Below are 23,970 nucleotides of genomic sequence, written 5' to 3'. Positions count from 1 at the left end.
AGAATGGAGCGACTCGGTCTCAGCCTGGATCAGGTCCGGTACTCGGCGTTGATCTTCACATATTCGTGCGACAGGTCGGTGGTCCAGATGGTTTCACTGCAATCGCCGCGACCCAGTTCGATGCGGATGGTGATCTCTTCCTGCTGCATCACTGCCGAACCCTGCGCTTCAGTGTAGGTCGCGGCGCGGGCGCCACGGCTGGCGATGCACACTTCGCCGAGGAACACGTCGATCTTGCTCACGTCCAGATCCGGGACGCCGGCACGACCGACAGCCGCCAGAATACGGCCCCAGTTCGGGTCGGAGGCGAACAGCGCGGTCTTGATCAGCGGCGAGTGCGCCACAGTGTAGCCAACGTCCAGGCATTCCTGGTGATTGCCGCCGCCGTTCACTTCAACGGTCACGAACTTGGTCGCGCCTTCGCCATCACGCACGATGGCCTGGGCCACGTCCATGCACACTTCAAAGACTGCCTGCTTCAACTTGGCGAACAGTTCGCCTTCGGCACGGGTGATTTGCGGCAGTGCAGCCTTGCCGGTGGCAATCAGCATGCAGCAGTCGTTGGTCGAGGTATCGCCGTCGATGGTGATGCGGTTGAACGACTTGTTGGCACCGTCGAGCATCAGGTTCTGCAAGACATCACGGGAGACTTTGGCGTCGGTAGCGATGTAGCCCAGCATGGTTGCCATGTTCGGGCGGATCATGCCCGCGCCTTTGCTGATGCCAGTGACGGTGATGGTCACGCCGTCATGCTGGAACTGGCGGCTGGCGCCCTTGGGCAACGTATCGGTGGTCATGATCCCGGTGGCAGCAGCTTCCCAGTTGTTTTCCGACAGATCGTCCAGTGCGGCTTGCAGTGCACCTTCGATCTTCTCGACCGGCAGTGGCTCGCCGATGACACCGGTGGAGTACGGCAGAATCTGGTTTGCATCGACGCCGGTCAGCTCAGCGAGCTTCGCGCAGGTGCGCTCGGCGGCGGCCAGGGCCGGTTCACCGGTACCGGCGTTGGCGTTACCGGTGTTGGTCAGCAAGTAGCGCACATCGTTTTGAACGCGCTTCTTCGCCAGGATCACCGGCGCTGCACAAAAGGCGTTCAACGTGAACACGCCCGCCACCGTCGAACCTTCGGCACAGCGCATCACCACGACATCTTTGCGCCCGGGGCGCTTGATGCCGGCCGAGGCAATACCGAGTTCAAAACCGGCAACCGGGTGCAACGTTGGCAAAGGACCAAGACCAACAGCCATGAATGCGCTCCTTACTCAATGATGTCTGCACCGCCCATTTGCAGGCAGTGGTTTGAATGGCAAAACGCCGCGACGGCAGGAGCCGGTCGCGGCGCGGGGTATTTCAGCGGTTGAAACGGGTTTTACTGGATCTGCCCGTGGCAATGCTTGAATTTCTTGCCCGAACCGCAGTAGCACAGTTCGTTGCGGCCCAGCTTCTGCTCGTTGCGAACCGGGGCGGTGGCGAGGGCCACATCGACCTCTTCACCGAGCAATTCCGGTTGCTCCAGACCTGGCGCTTCGGCGTGTTCGAACTGCATGCGGGCGGCCAGTGCTTCGGCTTCCTGACGCAGACGTTGCTCTTCGGCTTCCGGATCTTCGCGGCGGACCTGAACGTGCGACAGCACACGGATCGAGTCGCGCTTGATCGAATCGAGCAGCTCGGAGAACAGCGTGAACGACTCGCGCTTGTATTCCTGCTTCGGGTTTTTCTGGGCGTAGCCACGCAGGTGAATGCCGTGACGCAGGTGATCCATGGTCGACAGGTGGTCTTTCCACAGATCATCCAGCACGCGCAGAACGATTTGCTTCTCGAAGGAGCGCAGTGCCTCGGCACCGGCCTGATCTTCTTTCTCGTTGTACGCGGCCATCAGCTCGGTCATGAGCTTCTCGCGCAGGGTTTCTTCGTACAGGTGATCGTCTTCGTCGAGCCACTGCTGGATCGGCAGCGCCACACCGAAATCGCTCTGCAGCGAAGCTTCCAGACCGGCGACGTCCCACTGCTCTGGCAGCGATTGCGGCGGAATGTGCGCGCTGACGGTGGCGTTGAGTACGTCCTGACGGAAGTCAGCGATGGTCTCGCCAATGTTGTCAGCGGCCAGCAACGTGTTACGCATGTGATAGATCACTTTACGCTGTTCGTTGTTGACGTCATCGAACTCGAGCAGTTGCTTGCGAATGTCGAAGTTACGGCCTTCAACCTTGCGCTGCGCCTTCTCGATCGCGTTGGTCACCATGCGGTGCTCGATCGCTTCGCCCGGCTGCATGCCCAGGGCTTTCATGAAGTTCTTCACCCGATCAGAGGCGAAGATGCGCATCAGGCTGTCTTCCAGCGACAGGTAGAAGCGGCTGGAACCGGCATCACCCTGACGACCGGCACGGCCACGCAGCTGGTTGTCGATACGACGGGATTCGTGACGCTCGGACGCGATCACCTGCAAGCCGCCGGATTCCAGCACTTGTTGGTGACGCTTCTGCCAGTCGGCCTTGATCTGGGCGATCTGCTCAGGCGTCGGATCTTCCAGCGACGCCACTTCAACTTCCCAGTTGCCGCCCAACAGGATGTCGGTACCACGACCGGCCATGTTGGTCGCGATGGTCAGTGCGCCCGGACGACCGGCCTGCGCGATGATCTCGGCTTCTTTTTCGTGGAACTTGGCGTTCAGAACCTTGTGTTCGATGCCTTCCTTCACGAGCAATGCGGACATGTGCTCCGAAGTTTCGATGGTGGCAGTACCCACCAGCACCGGACGACCGGCAGCCATGCTTTCCTTGATGTCGGTAACGATTGCCGCGTACTTCTCTTCGGCAGTCAGGAACACCAGGTCGTTGAAGTCCTTACGCGCCAACGGCTTGTTCGGCGGAATCACCATCACTTCCAGACCATAGATCTGGTGGAATTCGAACGCTTCGGTGTCAGCGGTACCGGTCATGCCGGACAGCTTGGTGTAAAGACGGAAGTAGTTCTGGAACGTGGTCGATGCCAGGGTCTGGCTCTCGGCCTGAATGTTCAAGCCTTCTTTGGCTTCGATGGCCTGGTGCAGACCTTCGGACAAACGACGGCCCGGCATGGTACGACCAGTGTGTTCGTCGACCAGTACGACCTGACCGTCCTGCACGATGTATTCAATGTTGCGATTGAACAGCTTGTGCGCACGCAGACCGGCATAAACGTGGGTCAACAGGCCCAGGTTATGTGCCGAGTACAGGCTCTCGCCTTCAGCCAGCAGGCCGACGCGGGTGAGCATGTCTTCGATGAACTGGTGACCGGCTTCGTTGAGTTCGACCTGACGGGTCTTCTCGTCAACGGTGTAGTGGCCAGCCTTGGTGACTTCCCCTTCGACTTCTTCAACGTGCAGTTCCAGCTGCGGGATCAGTTTGTTGATCTCGGTGTACAGCTTGGAGCTGTCCTCGGCCTGACCGGAAATGATCAGCGGAGTACGTGCTTCGTCGATGAGGATGGAGTCGACTTCGTCGATCACGGCAAAATTGAGTTCGCGCTGGAATTTTTCTTCCATGCTGAACGCCATGTTGTCGCGCAGGTAGTCGAAACCGAATTCGTTGTTGGTGCCGTAGGTGATGTCCGCAGCGTAAGCCTGTCGCTTCTCTTCCGGCGGCTGGAACGGCGTCACGACGCCGACAGTCAGGCCGAGGAATTCATACAGCGGGCGCATCCAGTTGGCGTCACGACGCGCCAGGTAGTCGTTCACCGTCACAACGTGCACGCCCTTGCCGGACAGTGCGTTGAGGTAAACACCCAGGGTCGCCACGAGGGTTTTACCCTCACCGGTACGCATTTCGGCAATCTTGCCTTCGTGCAAGGTCATGCCACCGACGAGTTGCACGTCGAAGTGGCGCATACCCATGACGCGCTTGCCGGCTTCACGGGCAACCGCAAAGGCTTCTGGCAACAGCTTGTCGAGGGTTTCCCCTTTGGCGATGCGGGCCTTGAACTCTTCAGTCTTGGCGCGCAATTGATCGTCCGAAAGGGCTACCATTTGCTCTTCGAAGGCATTGACGTTCTGTACCGTCTTGAGCATGCGTTTGACTTCACGCTCGTTCTTGCTTCCAAAAAGTTTCTTTAACAAAGGCGCAAACATATCGGCAGGATCTTCCACACTAAAGGGATGGAGGGCGGCCCCGTGAGTCGCCCGAGCAGCCCTCATGGCCGCATGCGAACGAGCATTCTACCCGGAAACGGTGGTGAGGAAAGTGGCGATGTTCCACGATGCTGGCACTGCGCTTTGACGGGGCTCACTTAAAATAGGGGCGTTTTGCTCAACTTCAACCCACACGGGAAAGAAGTTAGTCGTTGATTTAATGAGTAAAGCAGGGTAAAAAGCAATGGGCGAGTGATTTCGATGCTTTCTGCTACCATGGCGCTTCTGTTACTTCAGGTGTTCGATCATGGCATTTCGCCCTCTTACGGCCAAAGCACCCGCCGTTTTGCTACGCGAAGCCAAGCCGCTCAAAGCCATCCTCGGCCATGCCCATCGACTGGGTCATCTGCAACGCCTGCTCGAAAGCCAACTGCAACCCGCTGCCCGCGAACATTGCCATGTAGCGTCGTGGCGTGAAGGCAATCTGCTGTTGATCGTGACAGATGGCCACTGGGCCACGCGCCTGCGTTATCAGCAAAAACGCCTGCAACGGCAATTGCAGATGTTCGATGAGTTCGCCAGCCTGACGCGGATTCTGTTCAAGGTGCAGCCGCCGACGGTTCAGCGCGGGGCGACCGGGCACACGATGGATCTGTCGACGAACGCGGCGGCAACCATTCAGGCCACGGCAGACGGGATCAGTGACCCGGGGTTGCGCGCGGCACTGGAGCGGTTGGCGGCACACGCCAAAGACAAAACCTGAAAGCAAGATCAAAAGATCGCAGCCTGCGGCAGCTCCTACAGTTGGAAATGCATTCCTCTCTAGGAGCTGCCGCAGGCTCGGGCCGCGATCGGACGATCTTTGCTTTTTAGCGGCGCTTGCTGCCGCCGAGCAGGGAGCCCATCAGGCCGCGCACCAGTTGTTTGCCCAGGTTGTTGGCTGCCTGGCGCATGGCTGACTTCAAGGCCTGGCCCGCCGCCGTGCCGAGAAATTCCCCGGCACGATCAGCCAGGCTGGGTTCCTCGGCGGCAGGTTTGCCCACCGGCGCCTCTGCTTCCGGCGCCAGGCCTTTACGCCCCATCAGGATTTCATACGCCGACTCGCGATCGATCGGTTTGTCATAGCGCCCTTTGAACGGTGACCCGGCAATCAGCACCGTGCGCTCGGTTTCCGTCAGCGGCCCGATCCGCGACTGCGGTGGCGCCACCAGCACGCGCTGAACCATTTCCGGCGTGCCTTTTTCCGTCAGTGTGCCGACCAGCGCCTCGCCGATCCCCAGCTCAGTCAGCACCGACAGACTGTCGAATGCCGGATTGGGCCGGAAGCCGTCCGCCACCGCGCGCAGGGATTTCTGCTCTTTGGCGGTGAACGCGCGCAAGCCGTGCTGAACGCGCAGGCCCAACTGCGCCAGCACGTCGTCCGGCAAGTCGGCTGGCGATTGAGTGACGAAATACACACCCACGCCTTTGGAACGGATCAACCGTACCACTTGCTCCAGCCGTTCCTGCAACGCCTTGGGAGTGTCGCCGAACAGCAAATGCGCCTCATCGAAAAACAGCGCCAGCAGCGGTTTGTCGGCATCGCCGCGCTCCGGCAACTGCTCGAACAATTCGGCCAGCAGCCACAACAGGAACGTGGCGTACACCTTCGGCGCCTCGTGCACCAGACGACTTGCATCCAGCAGATGAATGCGCCCACGGCCATCGGCGGCCGGTTGCAGGATGTCTTCGAGCTGCAGCGCCGGCTCGCCGAACAAGGCTTCGGCGCCCTGCTGTTCCAGGGTTGCCAGGCGGCGCAACAGCGCCTGACTGGAACCGGTGGTCATCAGCGCCGCGTCTTCGCCCAACAACTGCGGGTTGTCCTTGAGGTGGTTGAGCAGCGCTTTCAGATCCTTCAGATCCAGCAGCAACAGCCCTTCGCGATCCGCGACCTTGAATGCGGCATACAACGCCGACTGCTGACTGTCGGTGAGTTCCAAGAGACTGCCGATCAACAGCGGGCCCATTTCGCTCAACGTGGTGCGCAATGGATGACCGGACTCGCCGTGAATATCCCACAACGTCACCGGATAAGCCTGCGGCTGGTGATTGAGCCAAGGCATGCCGGCGATGCGTTCGGCGACCTTGCCCTGAGGGTTGTCGGCAGCACCGAGGCCGCACAGGTCGCCCTTGATGTCGGCAGCAAATACAGCGACGCCGGCGTCGCTGAAGGCTTCGGCCAGGCGCTGCAAGGTCACGGTTTTACCGGTACCGGTGGCGCCGGCGATGAGACCGTGACGGTTTGCCAGGCGCATGGCCTGTGCGATCGGTTGCCCCGCGAGATCGGCGCCGATTACGAGTTGCGATGAGTCAGGCATTTTGTCACCCAATGGTTAATCTTTAATTCGCGATGGCCGATAGATAAAGGCGTAGACCTGACTGAAAAGTCGGTAGGACATTTCCCTAAGGAGAGACGGAAATATCAGCTTTTATTCACCTTTGCCCATATTGCGCGTCTTTATAAAAGCACGCCCAGGACATTAAGACCTTAGCGGAACCCCAAGCCATGAACAAAAATCTGCGCTTCAGCCATAAAATTTTGCTTGCCGCCGCCCTCATCGTCATTGCCGCTTTTGCCTCGTTTACGCTTTACAACGACTGGCTACAGCGCAACGCGATTCGTGAAGATCTGGACAACTATCTAAACGAGATGGGCGAAGTCACTGCCGGCAGCATCCAGACCTGGCTCAGCGGCCGCATTATGCTGGTCGAGAACGCCGCCCAGAACATCGCCATCAACCCCGAACCCGCCAACGTCGCCAGTCTGCTGGAACAGAAAACCCTGACGTCGACGTTTATGGCCACCTACCTGGGCGATGCCACTGGCCACTTCACCATCCGCCCGGACGTGAAGATGCCCGACGGTTTCGATCCGCGGGTTCGCCCTTGGTATAAAGGTGCCGAGAGCAGCAGCACCTCGACCTTGACCGAACCGTACATCGACGCAGCCACCGGTCAGTTGATCATCTCCGTCGCCACCGCCTCGAAAAAATCCGGCCAGAGCGTCGGCGTGGTCGGCGGCGACCTGAGCCTGCAATCACTGGTCGACACCCTCGCCGCCCGGGATTTTGACGGCATGGGTTATGTGTTCCTGGTCAGCGCCGACGGCAAGATTTTGGTGCACCCGGACAAAGCCCTGGTGATGAAATCACTCAAGGAAGCGTATCCACAGGACACCCCGCGCATCAGCAGCGATTTCAGTGAAGTCACCGTCGATGGTAAAACCCGCATCGTTACCTTCGCGCCGATCAAAGGCTTGCCGTCGGTGAACTGGTACATCGGCCTGTCGGTGGACAAGGACCAGGCCTTCGCGATGCTCAGCGAATTCCGCGCCTCTGCCGTCATTGCGACCATCATCGCCGTCGGCATCATCCTCGCCCTGCTCGGCATGTTGATCCGCATCCTGATTCAGCCTTTGCACGTCATGACCCGCGCCATGGAAGACATCGCCGATGGCGAAGGTGACCTGACCAAGCGCCTGACCATCGTCAATAACGATGAATTTGGCGTACTGGGTACGGCGTTCAACCGCTTCGTCGAGCGGATCCACGGCTCGATTCGCGAAGTGTCGTCGGCCACCGGCCAAGTCAACGAAGTCGCCCTGCGCGTGGTCGCTGCGTCTAATTCGTCGATGTACAATTCCGACCAGCAGGCTTCGCGCACCAGCAGTGTCGCCGCCGCGATCAATCAGCTTGGCGCCGCCGCGCAGGAGATCGCCCGCAATGCCGCCCAGGCCTCGAATCAGGCCAGCGACGCCCGCGGCCTCGCCGAAGACGGCCAGCAAGTGGTGGATCGCAGCATCAAGGCGATGAATCAACTGTCGAGCATGCTTAGTGCGTCGAGCAGCAACATCGAGTCGCTCAACAGCAAAACCGTGAACATCGGGCAAATTCTCGAAGTGATCACCAGCATTTCCCAGCAAACCAACCTGCTGGCGCTCAACGCGGCCATTGAAGCGGCGCGTGCCGGTGAGGCCGGTCGTGGTTTTGCCGTGGTGGCGGACGAAGTGCGTAATCTGGCGCACCGCACGCAGGAATCGGCGCAGCAAGTGCAGACCATGATCGAAGAGCTGCAAGTCGGCGCGCGGGAATCGGTGAGCACCATGAGTGAGAGCCAGCGTCACAGCCAGGACAGCGTCGAGATCGCCAACCTTGCCGGTGAGCGTCTGAACAGCGTGACTCAGCGGATTGGCGAGATCGACGGGATGAACCAGTCGGTGGCGACCGCGACCGAGGAGCAGACGGCGGTGGTCGAGTCGATCAATGTCGACATCACCGAGATCAACACGCTGAACCAGGAAGGCGTGGAGAACCTGCACGCAACGCTGCGCGCGTGTTCGGATCTGGAGCAGCAGGCTTCGCGGTTGACGCAATTGGTGGGGAGTTTCCGCATTTAAGATCAAGAGCTTACCCCCTCCCCCAAAGGGGGCGAGGGGAAAGGGAGCCGATCTTCAAGCTTTTCAAATCTGAGTTCGGCTCAGAAGATCAGGTCGACACAGCAAGCCCAAACACCCCGATCAGTCCCCTCTCCCCCCGGGAGAGGGGACTCTTCGTTCCAACGCAAAAATCCCGACAGAACATCTATTCTTCATAAAGGTCAACCAAGGGAGAACAACAGCGGAGGGATGATCACCGTGCACATTGCCGACATCACCATGTTCTACGCCCCGGCCAGCGGCGGCGTACGCACTTATCTGGATGCCAAGCACCGTCGGCTGGGCATCAAATCCGGGATTCGCCACAGCTTGCTGATTCCCGGCGCAAAATTCGGCGAACACGATGGTGTGTACACGGTTCCCGCCCCCGCCCTGCCCTTCGGCAAGGGTTATCGCTTTCCGGTACGCCTGGCCCCGTGGCGAAATGTCCTTCAGGATTTGCAGCCGGATCTGATCGAAGTCGGCGATCCGTACCTCACGGCGTGGGCCGCTCTGGATGCCCGGCGACAACTGGATGTGCCGGTGATCGGCTTTTATCATTCCGACCTGCCGCTATTGGTCAGTAACCGCATGGGCCATTGGGTCACGCCGAACATCGAGGCTTACGTCACCAAGCTTTACGGCAACTTTGACCGGGTTCTCGCGCCCAGTCAGGTCATGGCAGACAAACTCATCGGCCTCGGCGTGCGCAACGTCTTTGTGCAACCGCTGGGTGTCGATCTGCAAACCTTCAACCCTGCCGCCCGTGATTCAGGCCTGCGCGCCGAACTGGGGATCGACGAAGACACACGCCTGCTGATCTTCGCCGGGCGTGGTTCGAAAGAGAAAAACCTGCCAGTGCTGCTCAAATGCATGCAACGCCTCGGCCCGCGCTATCACTTGTTATTGGTCGGTTCGTCGATGCCTGCTGTGGTGCCGGATAACGTCAGTGTCATCAATGAATTCTGCACGGCACCAACCATTGCACGACTGATGGCCAGTGCCGATGCGCTGCTGCACGCCGGTGATCAGGAAACTTTCGGTCTGGTGATCCTTGAGGCCATGGCTTGCGGCATTCCGGTCGTGGCGGTGGCGGCCGGGGCGTTTGAAGAAATCGTCCCCGATTCCTGCGGCCTGCTCTGCGCACCGAATAACCCGCAGGCGATGGCCAATGCCGTGCGCGAATTGTTCAGTCGCGGCGTTAGCAAACTCGGTGCTCAGGCGCGCCAACATGTCGAACACCATTACGCCTGGGACACGGTCGTCGATAGCCTGCTGAGTCACTACCACGCAGTCCTCGGCCACGCGATGCCTCGGGTGGCGAATGGCTGATCTCATGAACCGACCCGCTGTGCTGCTGGTGTTGCACGATGTGGCGCCATCGACCTGGGCGGATTACCAACCGTTTGTCGAGGCGGTCGACGCACTGGGCAACGTGCCGATGACCTGGCTGGTGGTGCCGGACTTTCATCGCCACGACAATCTTGATGCGCACCCGGACTTTCGTCGACTTCTGAGCGAGCGCGTTGCCCGTGGCGATGAATTGGCCCTTCACGGTTTTTTCCATGATGACCAGGAGCCTCGACCGCGCACACCAATAGACTGGTTCATGCGCCGCGTCTATACCCATGAGGGCGAGTTCTATCGATTGTCCCACGAGGCCGCCCTCGCCCGTCTTCGCGCCGGCATAGAGATGTTCCAGCGCTACGACTGGCCACTGCACGGTTTCGTCGCCCCGGCCTGGTTGATGAGCGAAGGCACACGCCTGGCGCTGCGCGAGTTGCCGTTGCGCTACACCAGTGATCCGCAGCATCTGTATCGTCTGCCGGATTTCACCCCGATCGACGCACCGGGCCTGGTCTGGAGTGCCCGCAGCGCCTGGCGTCGTGGCCTGTCAAAAATTCTCAGCGAGCAACGTGAACAGCGCTGGCGCCAAGCGCCGGTGATTCGGCTAGGATTGCACCCGGTGGACATGCGCCACGGGTTCTCCCGCGAATATTGGCGCAATACCCTCGAACGGTTGCTGACGGATGGACGAGTACCGATGACCAAAATCAACTGGCTGGCCCAACAGCGCGATCAACTGGAGCACGCCGCATGAACCGCGGCATTGTGTTGCTGATCGGACTGCTCGCTGCGGTGCTGATTCCGCTGCTGCTCGGCGGCAGTGAAATCTGGGCGCGCCTGCAAAGTTTTCCCCTGAAGTGGCTGCTGATCATGTTCGGCATGATTCTGCTGTGCTGGGGCATCAACACCTTGCGCCTGCGGTTGTTGCTGGGCGATCAACGCGACCGCGTCACGCCGCTGAAAAGTCTGGGCGTGGTCATGGCGGCAGAGTTCGCCTATTGCGCGACACCCGGCGGCAGCGGCGGACCGCTGACAATCATGGCGCTGTTGGCCCGCTGCGGCGTACGGCCGGCCCGTGGCAGTGCGGTGTTTGCCATGGATCAACTCAGTGATCTGCTGTTTTTTCTCTGCGCCCTGAGCGGAATTCTGATTTACGCCCTGTTTCAACATCTCAGCGACCGTATGGAGTGGCTGCTGATCATCAGCGCCGTGTCGCTGTTCGGCGGGTTGTGCAGTTGCGTACTACTGGCGCGCTACCATCGCCGACTGATCCGCCTGAGCGGCCGGGTGCTGGCACGCATGAACGTGCAACCCAACACCCGGCGCCGCTGGGCACGCAAGCTGCTGCATTTTCTCGCGGCATTTATCGATACGCTGAAATTGCCATGGCAAACCTTGAGCAAAGTCTTCGCCCTGACCTGTGTGCATTGGCTGCTGCGCTACAGCGTGCTGTATCTGGCATTGCGCGGCCTGGGAGCGGATTTGCAGTGGGCCTGGAGTTTTCTGGTGCAGATGCTTTCGCTGGGCGCCGGGCAGTTCAGTCTGTTGCCCGGTGGCGCGGGCGCTGCGGAGTTGACCTCGGCGGCGCTGCTGGCACCCATGGTCGGCAAATCGACAGCAGCGGCGGCGATTCTTATCTGGCGGGTGGTGACGTTTTATTTCTATCTGGTGGTGGGTGGGCCGGTGTTTCTGCTGATGCTTGGGCGACCGTTGCTGAGGAAACTGATGAAAGTCAGGCAGGCTTCTTAGCCTCATCCTGTTCATCCATGAGTTGTTCCCACAACTCGGCCGCACCGGGAAACTCGGTGCCATCCTCCGGGCTCATGTCATCCGGGTCATAGCGACTCAAACAACCCTCGCCCACAGTGGCGGGTGCTTTGGAAGTGGCTTTGTCCAGTGGATCGCTCATGGCTTTTCCTCGGATCAAAAAACGGCAAAGGGATTTATACAAAAAAGGGCCTGGACGATTGAACGCCCAGGCCCTTCCTTTTTCAAGCATGCGTGAGTTCGATCAGAACACCACAGTCTTGTTGCCGTGCACCAGCACTCGATCTTCGAGGTGATAACGCAGACCGCGGGCCAGAACCATCTTCTCGACGTCACGACCGAAACGCACCATGTCTTCGATGCTGTCGCTGTGGCTGACGCGCACAACGTCCTGCTCGATGATCGGCCCCGCGTCCAGCTCTTCGGTCACGTAATGGCAGGTCGCGCCGATCAGCTTCACGCCCCGCAGGGACGCCTGATGATAAGGCTTGGCGCCGACGAACGACGGCAGGAAGCTGTGGTGAATGTTGATGACCTGGTGCGCATATTCGCGGCACAGCGCCGGCGGCAGGATTTGCATGTAGCGCGCCAGCACTACAACTTCGGCGTCGTGCTGTTTGACCAGACGCGACACTTCGGCGAAGGCCGGTTCCTTGTCCTGCGGATTGACCGGAACATGGTAATAAGGAATGCCGTGCCACTCGACCATGCTTCGCAGGTCGTCGTGATTGGAAATCACGCAGGATATTTCGCAATCCAGCTCATCGCTGTGCCAGCGGTGCAGCAGGTCAGCCAGGCAGTGGGATTCGCGGCTGGCCATCAACACCACGCGTTTTTTCTGCTCGGTATCGGTGATGCGCCAGTCCATCGAGAACTCTTCGGCGATTGGCGCAAACTTCTCGCGCAATACTTCAATACCGAACGGCAGCGAATCGGCACGAATCTCGTGACGCATGAAGAACCAGCCAACCTGATTGTCGGAGTGGTGGCTCGCTTCGGTGATCCAGCCGTTGTGGGATGCCAGAAAATTACTGACTTTGGCAACGATGCCAACGCGGTCCGGGCAAGAAATCACCAGCCGAAAAGTGCGCATGAGGGGGTAACTCCAGAACTTCGCAAAGGCCGCCATTCTAGCGACTGCGCAGGAAAACTGCAGTATTGATGAACGCGCACGCGAGACCGGCTCCACAGCATGGCGTTTTTTCACGGGACCACCGTCAACTTTGCCCACCCACCAATGGCCCCTCTTGTGCCGTTCACTGTGAATATCTGTGATGACTGCTTCACACTATTTAACTGAACATTCAATTTGCCGCTAATTCTTGTAACTCATTTAAATAAAAAACCCGGTTAAATGTTTACTTGATGAAACAGCCTGACTATTATTGCGCCACTGTCCCCTGCAATTCAGCACTCTACTAAGGTAGTAATCATGTCCTTGATCAACGAATATCGCGCCACCGAAGAAGCAATCAAAGAGCTGCAAGCCCGTTTGAAGAACCTGTCGCAAGACGACAAACTGCAAACCGAGCTGGAATTCGAAGGCAAACTGCGCACCCTGATGGGCGAATACTCCAAATCCCTGCGTGACATCATCGCGCTGCTGGATCCGGAATCGAAAACCAAAGCACCACGCGGCGGCGCAGTAAAAACTACCGGCACCAAGCGTGCTCGCAAAGTTAAACAATACAAAAACCCGCACAACGGCGAAGTCATCGAAACCAAAGGTGGCAACCACAAAACTCTGAAAGAGTGGAAAGCCAAGTGGGGCGGTGACGTGGTTGAAGGCTGGGCTACCCTGCTGGGCTAAGCCGCAACGCCTTCGCAGAGCGATCCGCGAAAAAAGAAACGCCAGCGAATGCTGGCGTTTTTTTATGCCTGGAATTTGCTCCCGGCTATGTTCGATTTCAAAGATTCAAACGTTTGCGTAATGCCTGGACATAATTCTGCCATTCATTGAGCACCTCTTTCTGCATCGGTGTCGCACTTAGCAACCATTGCTCTGCGGCCTCCGTAAAAGATTTCAAGGTATTGGGTGCACCCCATTCAGGCTCGGACAAACGCTGCCGCGAAAATATTTGCCAGCGTTCCTGCTCTTCAGAATTCAACGTCTCTGGAAAGTTGCGCGCTCGATATCGAAAGAGTAATTCAGGCAAACGTTCATCATCGAAAGGCCATTGCTCTTGCGCCAATTGAGCAGGATCGGCCGCTCTGACTTGCTCACATAGACGCCGGTCGCGGTCACCGATAAATCCGTCGTACAACTGTTGTTCCGGATCCTCGCTCGGGGTGAAATCTTCACTGGCATAAATCGCCGCAACTTTATCTTTCCAAACTTGTTGTGCGTCAGTTAGTCGCAGCGTTCGTTCCTGATAAAGCGCCATGTCCAGGCCCAGCCGTTGCTGATCCTGCGCACGCAATACCGTCAGCGGCGCCACCACCGGGCATCGGTTTATATGAATCAACTTGAGCGGCACCGGCAACTCGCCTTCCAGCAAATCGTCACGGCGGGTGTACAAACGCTGGCGCAGGGTTTGCGCATCCAGATCGAGCAAGCCCTGCGGATCGAGGTGCAAGTCGCAGACGATCAAGGCGTTGCGGTTTTTCGGGTGCCAGGCCAGCGGCAGTACAACGCCGACATAACTGCGCGCCGCGGAGAAGCGTCCGCTGATATGCACCATCGGCTGTAACAGGCGAATCTGATCCATGACTTTTTGCTTGCTGCGCAACTGGAACAGCCAGTCGTACAGCTTTGGCTGCTTTTCACGGATCAACCGCGCCAACGCGATGGTCGCACGCACGTCCGACAAGGCTTCGTGGGCATGCCCGTGATCAATGTTGTTGGCGGCCGTCAGACGCTCAAGCTTGAGGGTCACCCGCCCCTCGTCATCGGTCGGCCAGACCAGCCCGTCCGGACGCAAGGCATACGCGGCACGCACCACGTCGATCAAGTCCCAGCGACTGTTGCCGCCCTGCCATTCGCGCGCGTAAGGGTCGAAGAAATTGCGATACAAACTGTAGCGCGTCATCTCGTCATCGAAACGCAAGGTGTTGTAACCCGCGCCACACGTGCCGGGGGCGGCCAATTGCGCGTGTACCCGGGTCATGAAATCGGCTTCGCTCAAACCCTTTTCGGCGAGCTGGCTCGGGGTAATGCCAGTGATCGCGCACGCGGCCGGGTGCGGCAGGATGTCTTCGCTGGGCTGGCAGTAGAGATTGACCGGCTCGTCGATTTCGTTGAGCTCATGGTCGGTGCGAATCCCGGCAACCTGCAGCGGCCGGTCGCAACGGGGATTGATGCCGGTGGTTTCGTAGTCGTACCAGAAGATGGAAGTCACGGGCGGTTCCTGAACTGAAGATCGGCGAAGTCTAGGCGCTCAACCGCGGTCGCGGCCAGCCTCGCGTCATTCAACCACCGGGCGACACACGATGTGCAATACATAGTTATGTCGTTTTCCCCCGAGAGGCTGCTAGCATCGACCCCACTTGCATCCCGAACAGGCGAACATCAGGTAGCCCATGCTCGAACCCACAGCACCGCCAAGGAAAGCACCGCTGGATACGCGGCATCAGGTCGAAACACCGGAGGGTATCGACTTGCCGTTGCGTCCTGCCGGGTTGATGGTGCGGGCCATCGCTTTCGCGATCGATCTGGGGATTCGTGGCTTGATCATGGGCGTGCTCTTTATTGTGCTGGCGTTGCTCGGCAGACTCGGCACGGGCCTTGGCTCTCTGCTGTTGTTTGCGATCAGCTGGTGGTACATGGTGCTGTTCGAAGTGCTGCGTCAGGGGCGCTCGCCGGGTAAACAATGGATGGGATTGCGGGTGGTGCACGACGACGGCACCCCCATCGGCTGGTCGGCCTCCTTGCTGCGCAACCTGCTGCGTTTTGTCGACCTGCTGCCGTTCGGCTACTTCCTCGGCGCCATCAGTTGCCTGCAACACCCAACCTTCAAACGTCTGGGCGATATCGCCGCCGGTACGCTGGTGGTGTACAGCGAACGCCCGCTGACCCGCCCGCAATTACCCGACGCCGAACCCCGCCGTGCGCCTGTGCCGCTCACCCTGAGCGAGCAACGTGCTGTGCTCGGGTTTGCGGAACGCCAAGGTGAACTGTCACCCGCACGGGTCAATGAGCTAGCCGGTTTGCTGGCCCAGCCGCTGCATATTTCCGCCCCCAAAGCCGTCGCCGAACTCAACGGGATCGCTCGCGGTTTGTTGGGCCCCACATGAAGCAAAGTCTTTTCGAAAGTCGCCACAAGGCCGAATGGGAGCGTTTTGCGCTGGCCCTTGAACGCCTCGAACGGGGCAAGGAAACCTCGCAAGTGGCAGGTTTCCCCAAGGCTTATCGACGCCTTTGCCAACACCTGGCGCTGGCTCAGGAGCGCGGCTACAGCAGTTTTCTCATCGACTCTCTGCAACAACAGGTGTTGCGCGGCCATCAACAGCTGTATCGGCATCGCAGTCGACTGGGCGCCAACCTGATCGGCTTCGTCCTCGCCGGTTTCCCCCGGCTGGTGCGCAGCGAATGGCCCCTCGTGCTGGTCGCCGGCCTGCTGTTTTTTGGCAGCCTGATCGGTGTCGCGCTGCTGGTCTACATGTTCCCCGAGTTGGTTTACAACCTCATCCCCGCCGATCAAGTGCGTGAAATGCAAAGCATGTACGACCCGGTGGCCGGCCACCTCGGGCGCCCGGCCGAGCGGGCTGCCAGCGAAGACTGGATGATGTTCGGTTACTACGTGATGCACAACATCGGCATTGCCTTTCAGACGTTCGCCAGCGGTTTGCTGATGGGCGTGGGCAGCGCATTTTTCCTGTTCTACAACGGTCTGGTCATCGGCGCCGTGGCCGGGCACCTGAGCGAAATCGGTTTCGGCCAGACCTTCTGGTCATTCGTCATCGCCCATGGCGCTTTCGAACTGACGGCCATCGCCCTGGCCGGCGCCGCGGGGCTCGAACTTGGCTGGGCATTGATCGCACCGGGGCGCCTGACCCGTACAGAAGCGTTGAAACGCGCCGCCCGCAAGAGCGTGCTGCTGATCTGTGGGGTCATGCTGTTCTTGCTGATCGCAGCGTTCATCGAAGCGTACTGGTCGTCGAAAACCAGCGTCGCGCCGCTCACCAAATACCTTGTCGGCGCCGGTCTGTGGATATTGGTCGCGAGCTATTTGCTGTTCGCCGGAAGGACCCGTCATGCGCCTGAGTGATGCCACCGTGGTGATCCGCCCGCGCACAACATGGGAAGCCATGGACCTGGGCGTGCTCATGAGCCAGCAACACCGGCGCCTGTTAATGACCAGTTGGGCAATCGTCACCCTGCCGCTGTTCGCCTTGCTCAGCGTATTGTTGTGGGACTCGCCATCCCTGGCGGTGTTCATCTTCTGGTGGCTGAAGCCGGCCTACGAACGCCTGCCGCTGTACATTCTGTCCAAAGCCCTGTTCGGCGAAACCCCGACGCTCAAGCAAGCCCTGCGCGAATGGCCGCGCCTGCTCAAGCCACAATTGCTGGCCAGCCTGACGTGGCGACGGCTGAGTTTCAGCCGCAGTTTCCTGATGCCCGTGGTGCAACTCGAAGGCCTGGACGGCAGTGAACGGCAACAACGTCTACAGGTACTGCTGCAACGCAACGCCGGCGCCGCGCAGTGGCTGACCATCATCGGCGTGCATCTGGAAACGGCGCTGTGGATCGGCCTGTTGGTGCTGTTCTACCTGCTGTTGCCGCAGCAGATTGAAACCGATTGGGACTGGCAGTCGTTGATTCTCGCGGCGGATCACGAATGGCGCTGGCTGGAGCACCTGACCAATGTCTTCTATGCGCTGGTGCTGGTGGTGTGGGAGCCGATCTACGTGGCCTGCGGGTTCAGCCTTTATCTGAACCGGCGCACGCAACTGGAAGCGTGGGACATTGAACTGGTGTTCCGACGCTTGCGCCAACGGTTGAGCAGCAGCGTGCTCGGCGTGCTGCTAGCGGTGTGTCTGTTGCTGCCACCTGTGCAACCGGTCTGGGCTGCCGAGCCTGTTGATGCGCCGGACGCTCCGCGTCTGTTGAATCAGCCACTGACCAGTCAGGCATCACGCGACAGCATCAAGGCACTGCTCGAACAACCACCCTTCAAGAACCCGGAATCCGTCACCCGTTACCGCTTTGGCGATGCCCCGGCAAACACCGCCAAAGAAGAACCACCCGGTGAAGCCCCGCAGTGGCTCAAAACCCTGCTGGGCTGGCTGGATGGCCAGCACTTCAACGCCTTGGCCACGATCATCGAAGTATTGCTGTGGGGCACATTGATCGCTGCGCTGGGCTGGCTGATCTGGCGTTACCGCGAATTTCTGCAAGCGTTTGTCAGCCGCCGTCCGGCCCTGCCCGCCCGGGCAAAAAGGCCCGTGCCGCAGCAAGCCTTCGGCCTGGATCTGAACCGCGACACCTTGCCCGACGATATCGCCGCCCACGCCGAACAACTCTGGCAGAGTCAGCCACGCGCGGCCCTGAGCCTGCTCTATCGTGGCCTGCTCAGTCACTTGCTCCACGATTTCGATCTGACCCTGAAAGCTGCCGACACCGAAAATCAGGTGCTGGCGCGAGTCGAACAACTCCAGCGTCCGGAGCTGCTCGCATTCAGCCGCACCCTGACCACCCATTGGCAGAACATGGCCTACGGGCATCGCGTACCGGCGGTGCACCTGCAACAGGAATTGTGCGATGGCTGGCGCGCGTTATTCGGCCATGGAGCGTCCCGTTGAATCGGCACACGCTGTGGTGGGGCGGCGCATTGCTCGTCGCGCTGCTGAGTGTGCTGGGCATTTTTCTCTACCTTGTGGCCAAGCCTTATCAGGAACAGATTGATCACGGCCCATCGCCCGCCGCACAGGCCAATCCTTATCTGGCGGCGGAAATGTTCTTGCGTGAGCGCGGCATCAACGTCAGCCATGCCGAAAGCCTTGCTGTGCTGCCGGATATCGAACCGCACGGGCACACCCTGCTGCTGTTCAACGACCGCTCGCGGATGACTCCGCGTCAGGTCGATCAGGTATTGAACTGGACGCGGGCTGGCGGACGGCTGGTGTTCGTCGCCGAATCGTTGTGGGATGAACAGTCAAAACAGAGCAACGACCTGTTGCTTGATCGGGTGCAACTGCATCAATCCCTGAGCAAGGATCTGAAGGAGTCGCCCGCCGATCAGGAGACGGATCCGTACCCGAAATTGACCAAGTTGTATCTGGAGGACGAAGACGCCCCGGCCTACGCCGGGTTCGACACCGACTTCCACCTCGACGACCCGAAGAATCTTGCGCAAGCCTGGGCCAACAGCGCCAAGGCCACACACATGATGCAACTGGCCTACAGCCTCGGTTCGATCACAGTGGTCACTGATGCCGAGTTGTGGAAAACCACGGCGATCGCCCAGTACGACAACGCCTGGCTGCTCTGGTATCTGAGCGCCGACACCGATGTCTCGCTGGTCTACAACACCGAACACGATGGCTTGCTGACGCTGCTCTGGCGCTATTTTCCGCAAGCCATCGTCGCCCTGCTTGCGCTGATCGGTTTGTGGCTCTGGCAGGCCGGCGTGCGCCATGGCCCACTTCAGGCGCCAGCCGCAAATGGCCGCCGGCAGTTGCAGGAACACTTGCGCGCCAGTGCCGATTTCATGCTTCGGCACAACGGTCAGCAAGCGCTGTTGCAGGCACTGCAACAAGACGTGTTGCGCCGTGCCCGCCGCCGCCATCCTGGTTTTGATCAATTGAATGTTGCCGAACAATGGCTGGCGTTGTCGCGTCTGACCCGACAACCCACCCGCGCCATCAGCCAGGCCTTGAGCCCGGTGCCGAACCGGCGGATGTCCAGCGCCGATTTCTGCCGCCAGGTCGCCCACCTGCAAACCTTGAGGAACATGCTATGACTGAACAGATCGAGCCCGGCAGCGCCAGCCACGCCGCCCAGCAACGCCAGCGCGCCAGTCAACTGGCGCAAGCGGTGCGCAGCGAATTGCGCAAAGCGGTCATCGGCCAGGACCCGGTGATTGATGACGTCCTGACGGCGTTGATCGCTGGCGGCCATGTGCTGCTCGAAGGCGTTCCCGGATTGGGCAAGACCTTGCTGGTGCGGGCGTTGGCGCGTTGCTTTGGCGGCGAATTCGCACGCATTCAATTCACTCCCGACCTGATGCCCAGCGACGTCACCGGCCATGCCGTGTATGACCTGCAAACCGAGCAATTCAAGCTGCGCAAAGGCCCGTTGTTCACCAATCTGCTGCTGGCCGACGAGATCAATCGCGCCCCGGCGAAAACCCAGGCGGCGCTGCTCGAAGCGATGCAGGAGCGCCAGGTCACGCTGGAGGGACGCGCCCTGCCGATCGCTCAGCCATTCATGGTACTGGCGACGCAGAACCCGATCGAACAGGAAGGCACCTACCCACTGCCCGAAGCCGAACTCGACCGCTTCATGCTCAAGGTGCGCATGGACTACCCGGACGCGGAACAGGAACTGGACATGGTGCGTCAGGTCAGTCGCTCGACCCGCGCCGACATGCTTGATGTGCAGCCGTTGCGCACCGTGCTGCAAGCAAAGGACGTGCAAGCCCTGCAACGCATCGCCAGCGATTTGCCGCTGGATGATCAGGTGCTCGATTACGCCGTTCGCCTGGCGCGCAGCACCCGCACCTGGCCAGGCCTGAGCCTCGGCGCCGGGCCACGCGCCACGATTGCGCTGGTGCGGTGCGCCCGCGCCAGAGCCTTGTTACGCGGCGGTGAATTCGTGATTCCGGATGACATCAAGGGCTGCGCGCTGGCGGTGTTGCGCCATCGTGTGCGCATTGCCCCGGAGCTGGACATCGAAGGCCTGCAAGTCGATCAGGTGCTGCAGCAACTGCTCGACCAAATCCCGGCACCGCGTCTGTGAAACCCTCGAAACTGTTATTGAGCTGGGTCGCCGTGCTGCTGGCCATCGCCATCGTGCTCGGCACTTTGCAGGCACTGCAAATCGAGCTCCCGGCCAGTCTGCTGTCGATCAACTGGGGACTGCTGCTGGCACTGTTGGCGTTGGCGACACTCGACGCGGTGCGCCTCAAGCAATTGCCCACCGTGCGGATCAAGCGACAGATGCCCGGCAGCCTCGCATTAGGACGCTGGGGTGAGGTGCAGCTCAAGGTTGAACACGATTTTGCCGAGCCATTGAACATCCAGATTTTCGACCATGTACCCGATGGCCTGAGTTTCGAAAACCTGCCGTTGAATGTTGCGCTGCAACCGGGTCAGCACAGCCAGATCAGCTATCGTCTGCGCCCTCTCAAGCGCGGGCATTTCAGCTTCGAACAGTGCGAAACCAGCCTGCCGAGTCCACTGGGTTTATGGTCGGGCAAACGCCTGCTCAGCGTTATCGACAACACCCGGGTTTATCCGGATTTCGCGCGACTCTACGGCGGCCAATTACTGGCGGTAGACAACTGGCTCAGCCAGCTCGGCGTGCGCCAACGGCAACGTCGCGGCCAAGGGCTGGAGTTTCACCAGCTGCGTGAATTTCGTGAGGGCGACAGTCTGCGTCAGATCGACTGGAAAGCCACCGCCCGCCAACGCACACCGATTGCCCGCGAATATCAGGACGAACGCGATCAGCAGATCATCTTCATGCTCGACTGTGGCCGACGCATGCGCAGTCAGGACGATGAACTGTCGCACTTCGATCACGCGCTCAATGCCTGCCTGCTGCTCAGTTACGTGGCCCTGCGCCAGGGCGATGCCGTGGGCTTGAGCACCTTTGCCAGTGATCAACCGCGCTACGTTGCGCCGGTGAAAGGCAATGGCCAACTCAACGTACTGCTCAATAGCGTCTATGACCTCGACAGCACGCAACGCCCCGCCGATTACCAAGCCGCCATCAACCAACTCCTGGCCCGACAAAAACGCCGGGCACTGGTGGTGCTGGTCACCAATTTGCGCGATGAGGACGATGAGGAACTGCTAAATGCAGTCAAGCGTCTGAGCCAGCAACACCGGGTGCTGGTGGCGAGCCTGCGCGAGGACACACTCGACATATTGCGTAAGTCGCCAGTGCAAACACTGCCCGAAGCATTAGCCTATTGCGGCACCGTGAGCTATTTGAACGAACGGGCAGAACTGCATGAGCGATTGAGTGCTCATGAAATCCAGTTTTTGGATTCGCGCCCCTTTGAACTAGGGGTTGGCTTGGTGACACGGTATCTGGCATTAAAGAAGGCGGGTAATTTGTAACCGGTGAGCAAAACACCCTTTCTCAGTGAAAAGGTGTTTATTGCTCAGCGCCCCCTCAAGCCGTGTCAAACGATCGTTCCGTCATATCGGTTGAGAATTTCCAGCCGCCGGACTCCTTGTGTATGAACATTTGTAGCTGCCTCACCCAATGAATCGGTGATCCTAAAAGTTTGACTGGAACCGGCTTTGTTAACTCGGACACCATTCGCCCTCTTACCCGAAAACCTGGAGGTCGCGCGAATATGACGCTTGATCCACTTTTCGTGACCTATCGGCGTTGTATGTTCCGTCGTCCAACGCTCAACCGTCACAAGATTATGGGCCAACGACATGGTTAATGGCGATGACGTTACTCCCCATTCCACGAGCGTTATCTGCAAGGAAAAATCCCCGGACTGGGTACTGTCGAGACAGTCCAGTTCCCACGTTATACCTTCCTGCGTGAGCAGCTCCTCTGTCCCTAGCGCAGGTGAAATCGCCACACCGAGATTCGCGCCAGGTGTCTTTTCCCATTCCAGTTTTATTGGCTTATTCAGCAAGCGACTGGAGGGTTTGGGTCGAACGGTCAACTTGTGCTTTGCACCGAGACATGGAAAAGCGCTGCCCGGGAAGGCGACATCAACTTCGTCAAATTTAATGTCCAGTTCCTGCGCCAAATTCCACAACGTCCCCAGCACGGGCGGTGACCCGGGTAAGCCGAAGAGTGGAAGTTCAAACTGCAATACAAAAGCGGTGCTGGGTGCGTTTTGCGCCGTGATAGTCCAACTCACCGACGTGGTGCCTGTCGCCATATCGATCAACTGCTCCAGGGGCGGTTCGAAAACCAGTCCGGATTCGTCATCACCCGCCAGGTAATACAGACCAATACGACTCTCAGGCAGGCCAATCAAATAACTGTATTCATAGTCCAGTGTCAGCGTGCAGACGTCGCCAGGCAATAAATTCAACTTCAAGTCAGGCCATCTCACCCGCTGGCCATTTACGAAAGGCATGAACTCTTGCAACCAGGTATTCGAGTCGGGCGTCGGATCATTACTCATACTCATGACCTCCTTGTGGAAACTCAAAAAACGTCGATCAGACGACGATCCCGTTATAGTGATTCAAAACAGACATACTGATATTCGCGTTATTGCGATTATCCATAACAAACAAGCCAGCCCCATTGGTTCTCGGGTAACTGATGTAATCATCTCTTATTACAGTTACGACAACGCCCGCAGCAGGCTTATTCAAAAAAACCGACGTAGCACGAATATGGTGCGTATACCAAGTAAGGTCTGGATATTGCCAATGTTCCTCTGTCCAACGCTGAACAGTCACAAGGTTATGGGCCAATAACAGAGTTAATGGCGATGACGTTACTCCCGATTCGACTAACGTCAGTTGCAAGGAGAAATCCCCTGACTGAGTACTGTTGAGACAGTCCAGATCCCACGTTTTTCCTTCCTGCGTCAGCAGCTCCTCTGTCCCCAGAGCAGGTGCAATCTTCACCCCGAGATCTGCGCCAGGCTCCGCGCCCCAAGTCAGTTTGAAAGCCTTGTCCAGTAATTTGCTGGAGGGTTTGGGCCGAACGGTAAACGTGTGCTTTGCACCAAGACATGGAAAAGCACCACCTCCAAAGGCAACATCAAATTCGTCAAACTTGATTTCCAGTTCCTGCGCCATATTCAATATCGTCCCCGGCACTGGTGGTGATGGTGGTAGGTCGCCAATTAAAGGCAAGGCAAATTCCAATCCAAAAGCTCCGCTGGGTGCGCCATCTGTTTTGATAGTCCAGGTCAACGAAGTGGAACCTTCGGCCATTTCAATCAACTGCCCTAAAGGAGGATCGAAAACCAGCCCGTGTCCCTCTTGGCCGGACTGGTATCGCATAGTAATAAAGGCGTCCGGATCGCCGATTAGCCAACTGTATTCATAGTCCAGTGTCAGTGTGCATTCGTCGTTGTCCAATAAATTCAGCGCCAGGTCAGGCCACTTCACACGTTGACCATTAACGTAGGGCGCAAACTCTTGCAGCCAGGTATTTGAGTGGGGCATCGCATTAGTACTCATGCTTATAACTCCCTTG

The 23,970-nt window shown here is 58.9% G+C and carries 20 protein-coding genes and 1 pseudogene; 13 read left to right on the top strand and 8 right to left on the bottom strand.

Features of this window, described 5'->3' with window-relative positions; translation table 11 throughout:
- Nucleotides 1–29: 29 nt before the first annotated feature.
- On the bottom strand, nt 30–1,247 hold the full coding sequence (gene argJ / locus AB4P92_RS22800) for a bifunctional glutamate N-acetyltransferase/amino-acid acetyltransferase ArgJ (protein ID WP_395598202.1): 1,218 nt from the start codon (nt 1,245–1,247) through the stop codon (nt 30–32).
- A gap of 122 nt (nt 1,248–1,369) precedes the next feature.
- Entirely contained in the window at nt 1,370–4,105 is a 2,736-nt protein-coding gene (gene secA, locus AB4P92_RS22795) for a preprotein translocase subunit SecA (RefSeq protein ID WP_042560656.1), read from the bottom strand.
- A gap of 307 nt (nt 4,106–4,412) precedes the next feature.
- Here secA and AB4P92_RS22790 point away from each other — a divergent pair, with 307 nt between their 5' ends.
- Complete coding sequence (locus tag AB4P92_RS22790) at nt 4,413–4,868, top strand: DUF721 domain-containing protein (RefSeq protein WP_042560657.1); 456 nt, start codon at nt 4,413–4,415, stop codon at nt 4,866–4,868.
- Between the two features lie 106 nt (nt 4,869–4,974).
- Here the strand turns inward: AB4P92_RS22790 and AB4P92_RS22785 are convergent, their stop codons facing one another.
- A complete protein-coding gene (locus tag AB4P92_RS22785; protein WP_395598201.1) occupies nt 4,975–6,462 on the bottom strand; it encodes a helicase HerA-like domain-containing protein in 1,488 nt (495 codons plus the stop codon).
- A gap of 188 nt (nt 6,463–6,650) precedes the next feature.
- Here AB4P92_RS22785 and AB4P92_RS22780 point away from each other — a divergent pair.
- The 5 genes and pseudogenes from AB4P92_RS22780 to AB4P92_RS22760 form a co-directional block, all read left to right on the top strand.
- Nucleotides 6,651–7,682: pseudogene (locus AB4P92_RS22780) on the top strand (cache domain-containing protein); the annotation flags it as partial.
- A 93-nt stretch (nt 7,683–7,775) separates the two neighbouring features.
- Nucleotides 7,776–8,540 (top strand): methyl-accepting chemotaxis protein, encoded by a 765-nt coding sequence (locus tag AB4P92_RS22775; RefSeq protein WP_390896373.1) that lies wholly within the window; start codon nt 7,776–7,778, stop codon nt 8,538–8,540.
- 228 nt (nt 8,541–8,768) lie between these two features.
- Nucleotides 8,769–9,890: a glycosyltransferase family 1 protein gene (locus tag AB4P92_RS22770; protein WP_261735898.1), complete on the top strand. Its 1,122-nt coding sequence runs from the start codon at nt 8,769–8,771 to the stop codon at nt 9,888–9,890.
- Nucleotides 9,883–10,659, top strand: coding sequence for a polysaccharide deacetylase family protein (locus AB4P92_RS22765; RefSeq protein WP_261735899.1), 777 nt, complete (start codon nt 9,883–9,885; stop codon nt 10,657–10,659). Before AB4P92_RS22770 ends, AB4P92_RS22765 begins: the two co-directional genes overlap by 8 nt.
- Nucleotides 10,656–11,654 carry a lysylphosphatidylglycerol synthase transmembrane domain-containing protein gene (locus AB4P92_RS22760; RefSeq protein WP_042560660.1) on the top strand — a complete coding sequence of 333 codons (999 nt, stop codon included), beginning with the start codon at nt 10,656–10,658 and terminating at the stop codon, nt 11,652–11,654. The genes AB4P92_RS22765 and AB4P92_RS22760 overlap by 4 nt, the downstream gene beginning before the upstream one ends.
- On the opposite strand, the gene AB4P92_RS22755 is transcribed toward AB4P92_RS22760, so the two are convergent.
- Nucleotides 11,638–11,814 (bottom strand): hypothetical protein, encoded by a 177-nt coding sequence (locus AB4P92_RS22755; RefSeq protein WP_395598200.1) that lies wholly within the window; start codon nt 11,812–11,814, stop codon nt 11,638–11,640. The two genes, AB4P92_RS22760 and AB4P92_RS22755, sit on opposite strands and share 17 nt — an antisense overlap.
- Nucleotides 11,815–11,916: 102 nt before the next feature.
- Nucleotides 11,917–12,765 (bottom strand): formyltetrahydrofolate deformylase, encoded by an 849-nt coding sequence (gene purU, locus AB4P92_RS22750; protein WP_042560661.1) that lies wholly within the window; start codon nt 12,763–12,765, stop codon nt 11,917–11,919.
- Nucleotides 12,766–13,104: 339 nt separating this feature from the next.
- On the opposite strand from purU, the gene mvaT reads away from it, so the two are divergent.
- Complete coding sequence (gene mvaT / locus AB4P92_RS22745) at nt 13,105–13,482, top strand: histone-like nucleoid-structuring protein MvaT (RefSeq protein ID WP_007933316.1); 378 nt, start codon at nt 13,105–13,107, stop codon at nt 13,480–13,482.
- A gap of 97 nt (nt 13,483–13,579) precedes the next feature.
- On the opposite strand, the gene sbcB is transcribed toward mvaT, so the two are convergent.
- Complete coding sequence (sbcB, locus tag AB4P92_RS22740; protein ID WP_200612328.1) at nt 13,580–15,010, bottom strand: exodeoxyribonuclease I; 1,431 nt, start codon at nt 15,008–15,010, stop codon at nt 13,580–13,582.
- Nucleotides 15,011–15,191: 181 nt separating this feature from the next.
- Here sbcB and AB4P92_RS22735 point away from each other — a divergent pair, with 181 nt between their 5' ends.
- From AB4P92_RS22735 to AB4P92_RS22710, 6 genes are read left to right on the top strand one after another with little or no spacing between them, the layout of a single operon-like run.
- Nucleotides 15,192–15,905: an RDD family protein gene (locus tag AB4P92_RS22735; protein ID WP_395598199.1), complete on the top strand. Its 714-nt coding sequence runs from the start codon at nt 15,192–15,194 to the stop codon at nt 15,903–15,905.
- Nucleotides 15,902–16,879, top strand: a complete 978-nt coding sequence (locus AB4P92_RS22730) for a stage II sporulation protein M (protein ID WP_395598198.1) — start codon at nt 15,902–15,904, stop codon at nt 16,877–16,879. Before AB4P92_RS22735 ends, AB4P92_RS22730 begins: the two co-directional genes overlap by 4 nt.
- Nucleotides 16,866–18,413, top strand: coding sequence for a DUF4129 domain-containing protein (locus AB4P92_RS22725; protein ID WP_395598197.1), 1,548 nt, complete (start codon nt 16,866–16,868; stop codon nt 18,411–18,413). The genes AB4P92_RS22730 and AB4P92_RS22725 overlap by 14 nt, the downstream gene beginning before the upstream one ends.
- The gene (locus tag AB4P92_RS22720) at nt 18,410–19,573 is read left to right on the top strand and encodes a DUF4350 domain-containing protein (RefSeq protein WP_395598196.1); all 1,164 of its coding nucleotides are present in this window, start codon (nt 18,410–18,412) and stop codon (nt 19,571–19,573) included. Before AB4P92_RS22725 ends, AB4P92_RS22720 begins: the two co-directional genes overlap by 4 nt.
- Nucleotides 19,570–20,571, top strand: a complete 1,002-nt coding sequence (locus AB4P92_RS22715) for a MoxR family ATPase (protein ID WP_261735904.1) — start codon at nt 19,570–19,572, stop codon at nt 20,569–20,571. The genes AB4P92_RS22720 and AB4P92_RS22715 overlap by 4 nt, the downstream gene beginning before the upstream one ends.
- The gene (locus AB4P92_RS22710) at nt 20,568–21,899 is read left to right on the top strand and encodes a DUF58 domain-containing protein (RefSeq protein WP_261735905.1); all 1,332 of its coding nucleotides are present in this window, start codon (nt 20,568–20,570) and stop codon (nt 21,897–21,899) included. The genes AB4P92_RS22715 and AB4P92_RS22710 overlap by 4 nt, the downstream gene beginning before the upstream one ends.
- Nucleotides 21,900–21,964: 65 nt before the next feature.
- Here the strand turns inward: AB4P92_RS22710 and AB4P92_RS22705 are convergent, their stop codons facing one another.
- Nucleotides 21,965–22,939, bottom strand: a complete 975-nt coding sequence (locus tag AB4P92_RS22705; RefSeq protein WP_395598195.1) for a hypothetical protein — start codon at nt 22,937–22,939, stop codon at nt 21,965–21,967.
- A gap of 37 nt (nt 22,940–22,976) precedes the next feature.
- Nucleotides 22,977–23,954 (bottom strand): hypothetical protein, encoded by a 978-nt coding sequence (locus AB4P92_RS22700; RefSeq protein WP_395598194.1) that lies wholly within the window; start codon nt 23,952–23,954, stop codon nt 22,977–22,979.
- Nucleotides 23,955–23,970: the final 16 nt, after the last annotated feature.

Origin of the sequence: Pseudomonas sp. A0308 (genome assembly GCF_044218815.1) — a bacterium.
Taxonomy (GTDB): Bacteria; Pseudomonadota; Gammaproteobacteria; order Pseudomonadales; family Pseudomonadaceae; genus Aquipseudomonas; species Aquipseudomonas iridis.
Note: the sequence above shows the minus strand (reverse complement) of the source record. Positions and strands in the feature narration are given on the sequence as shown.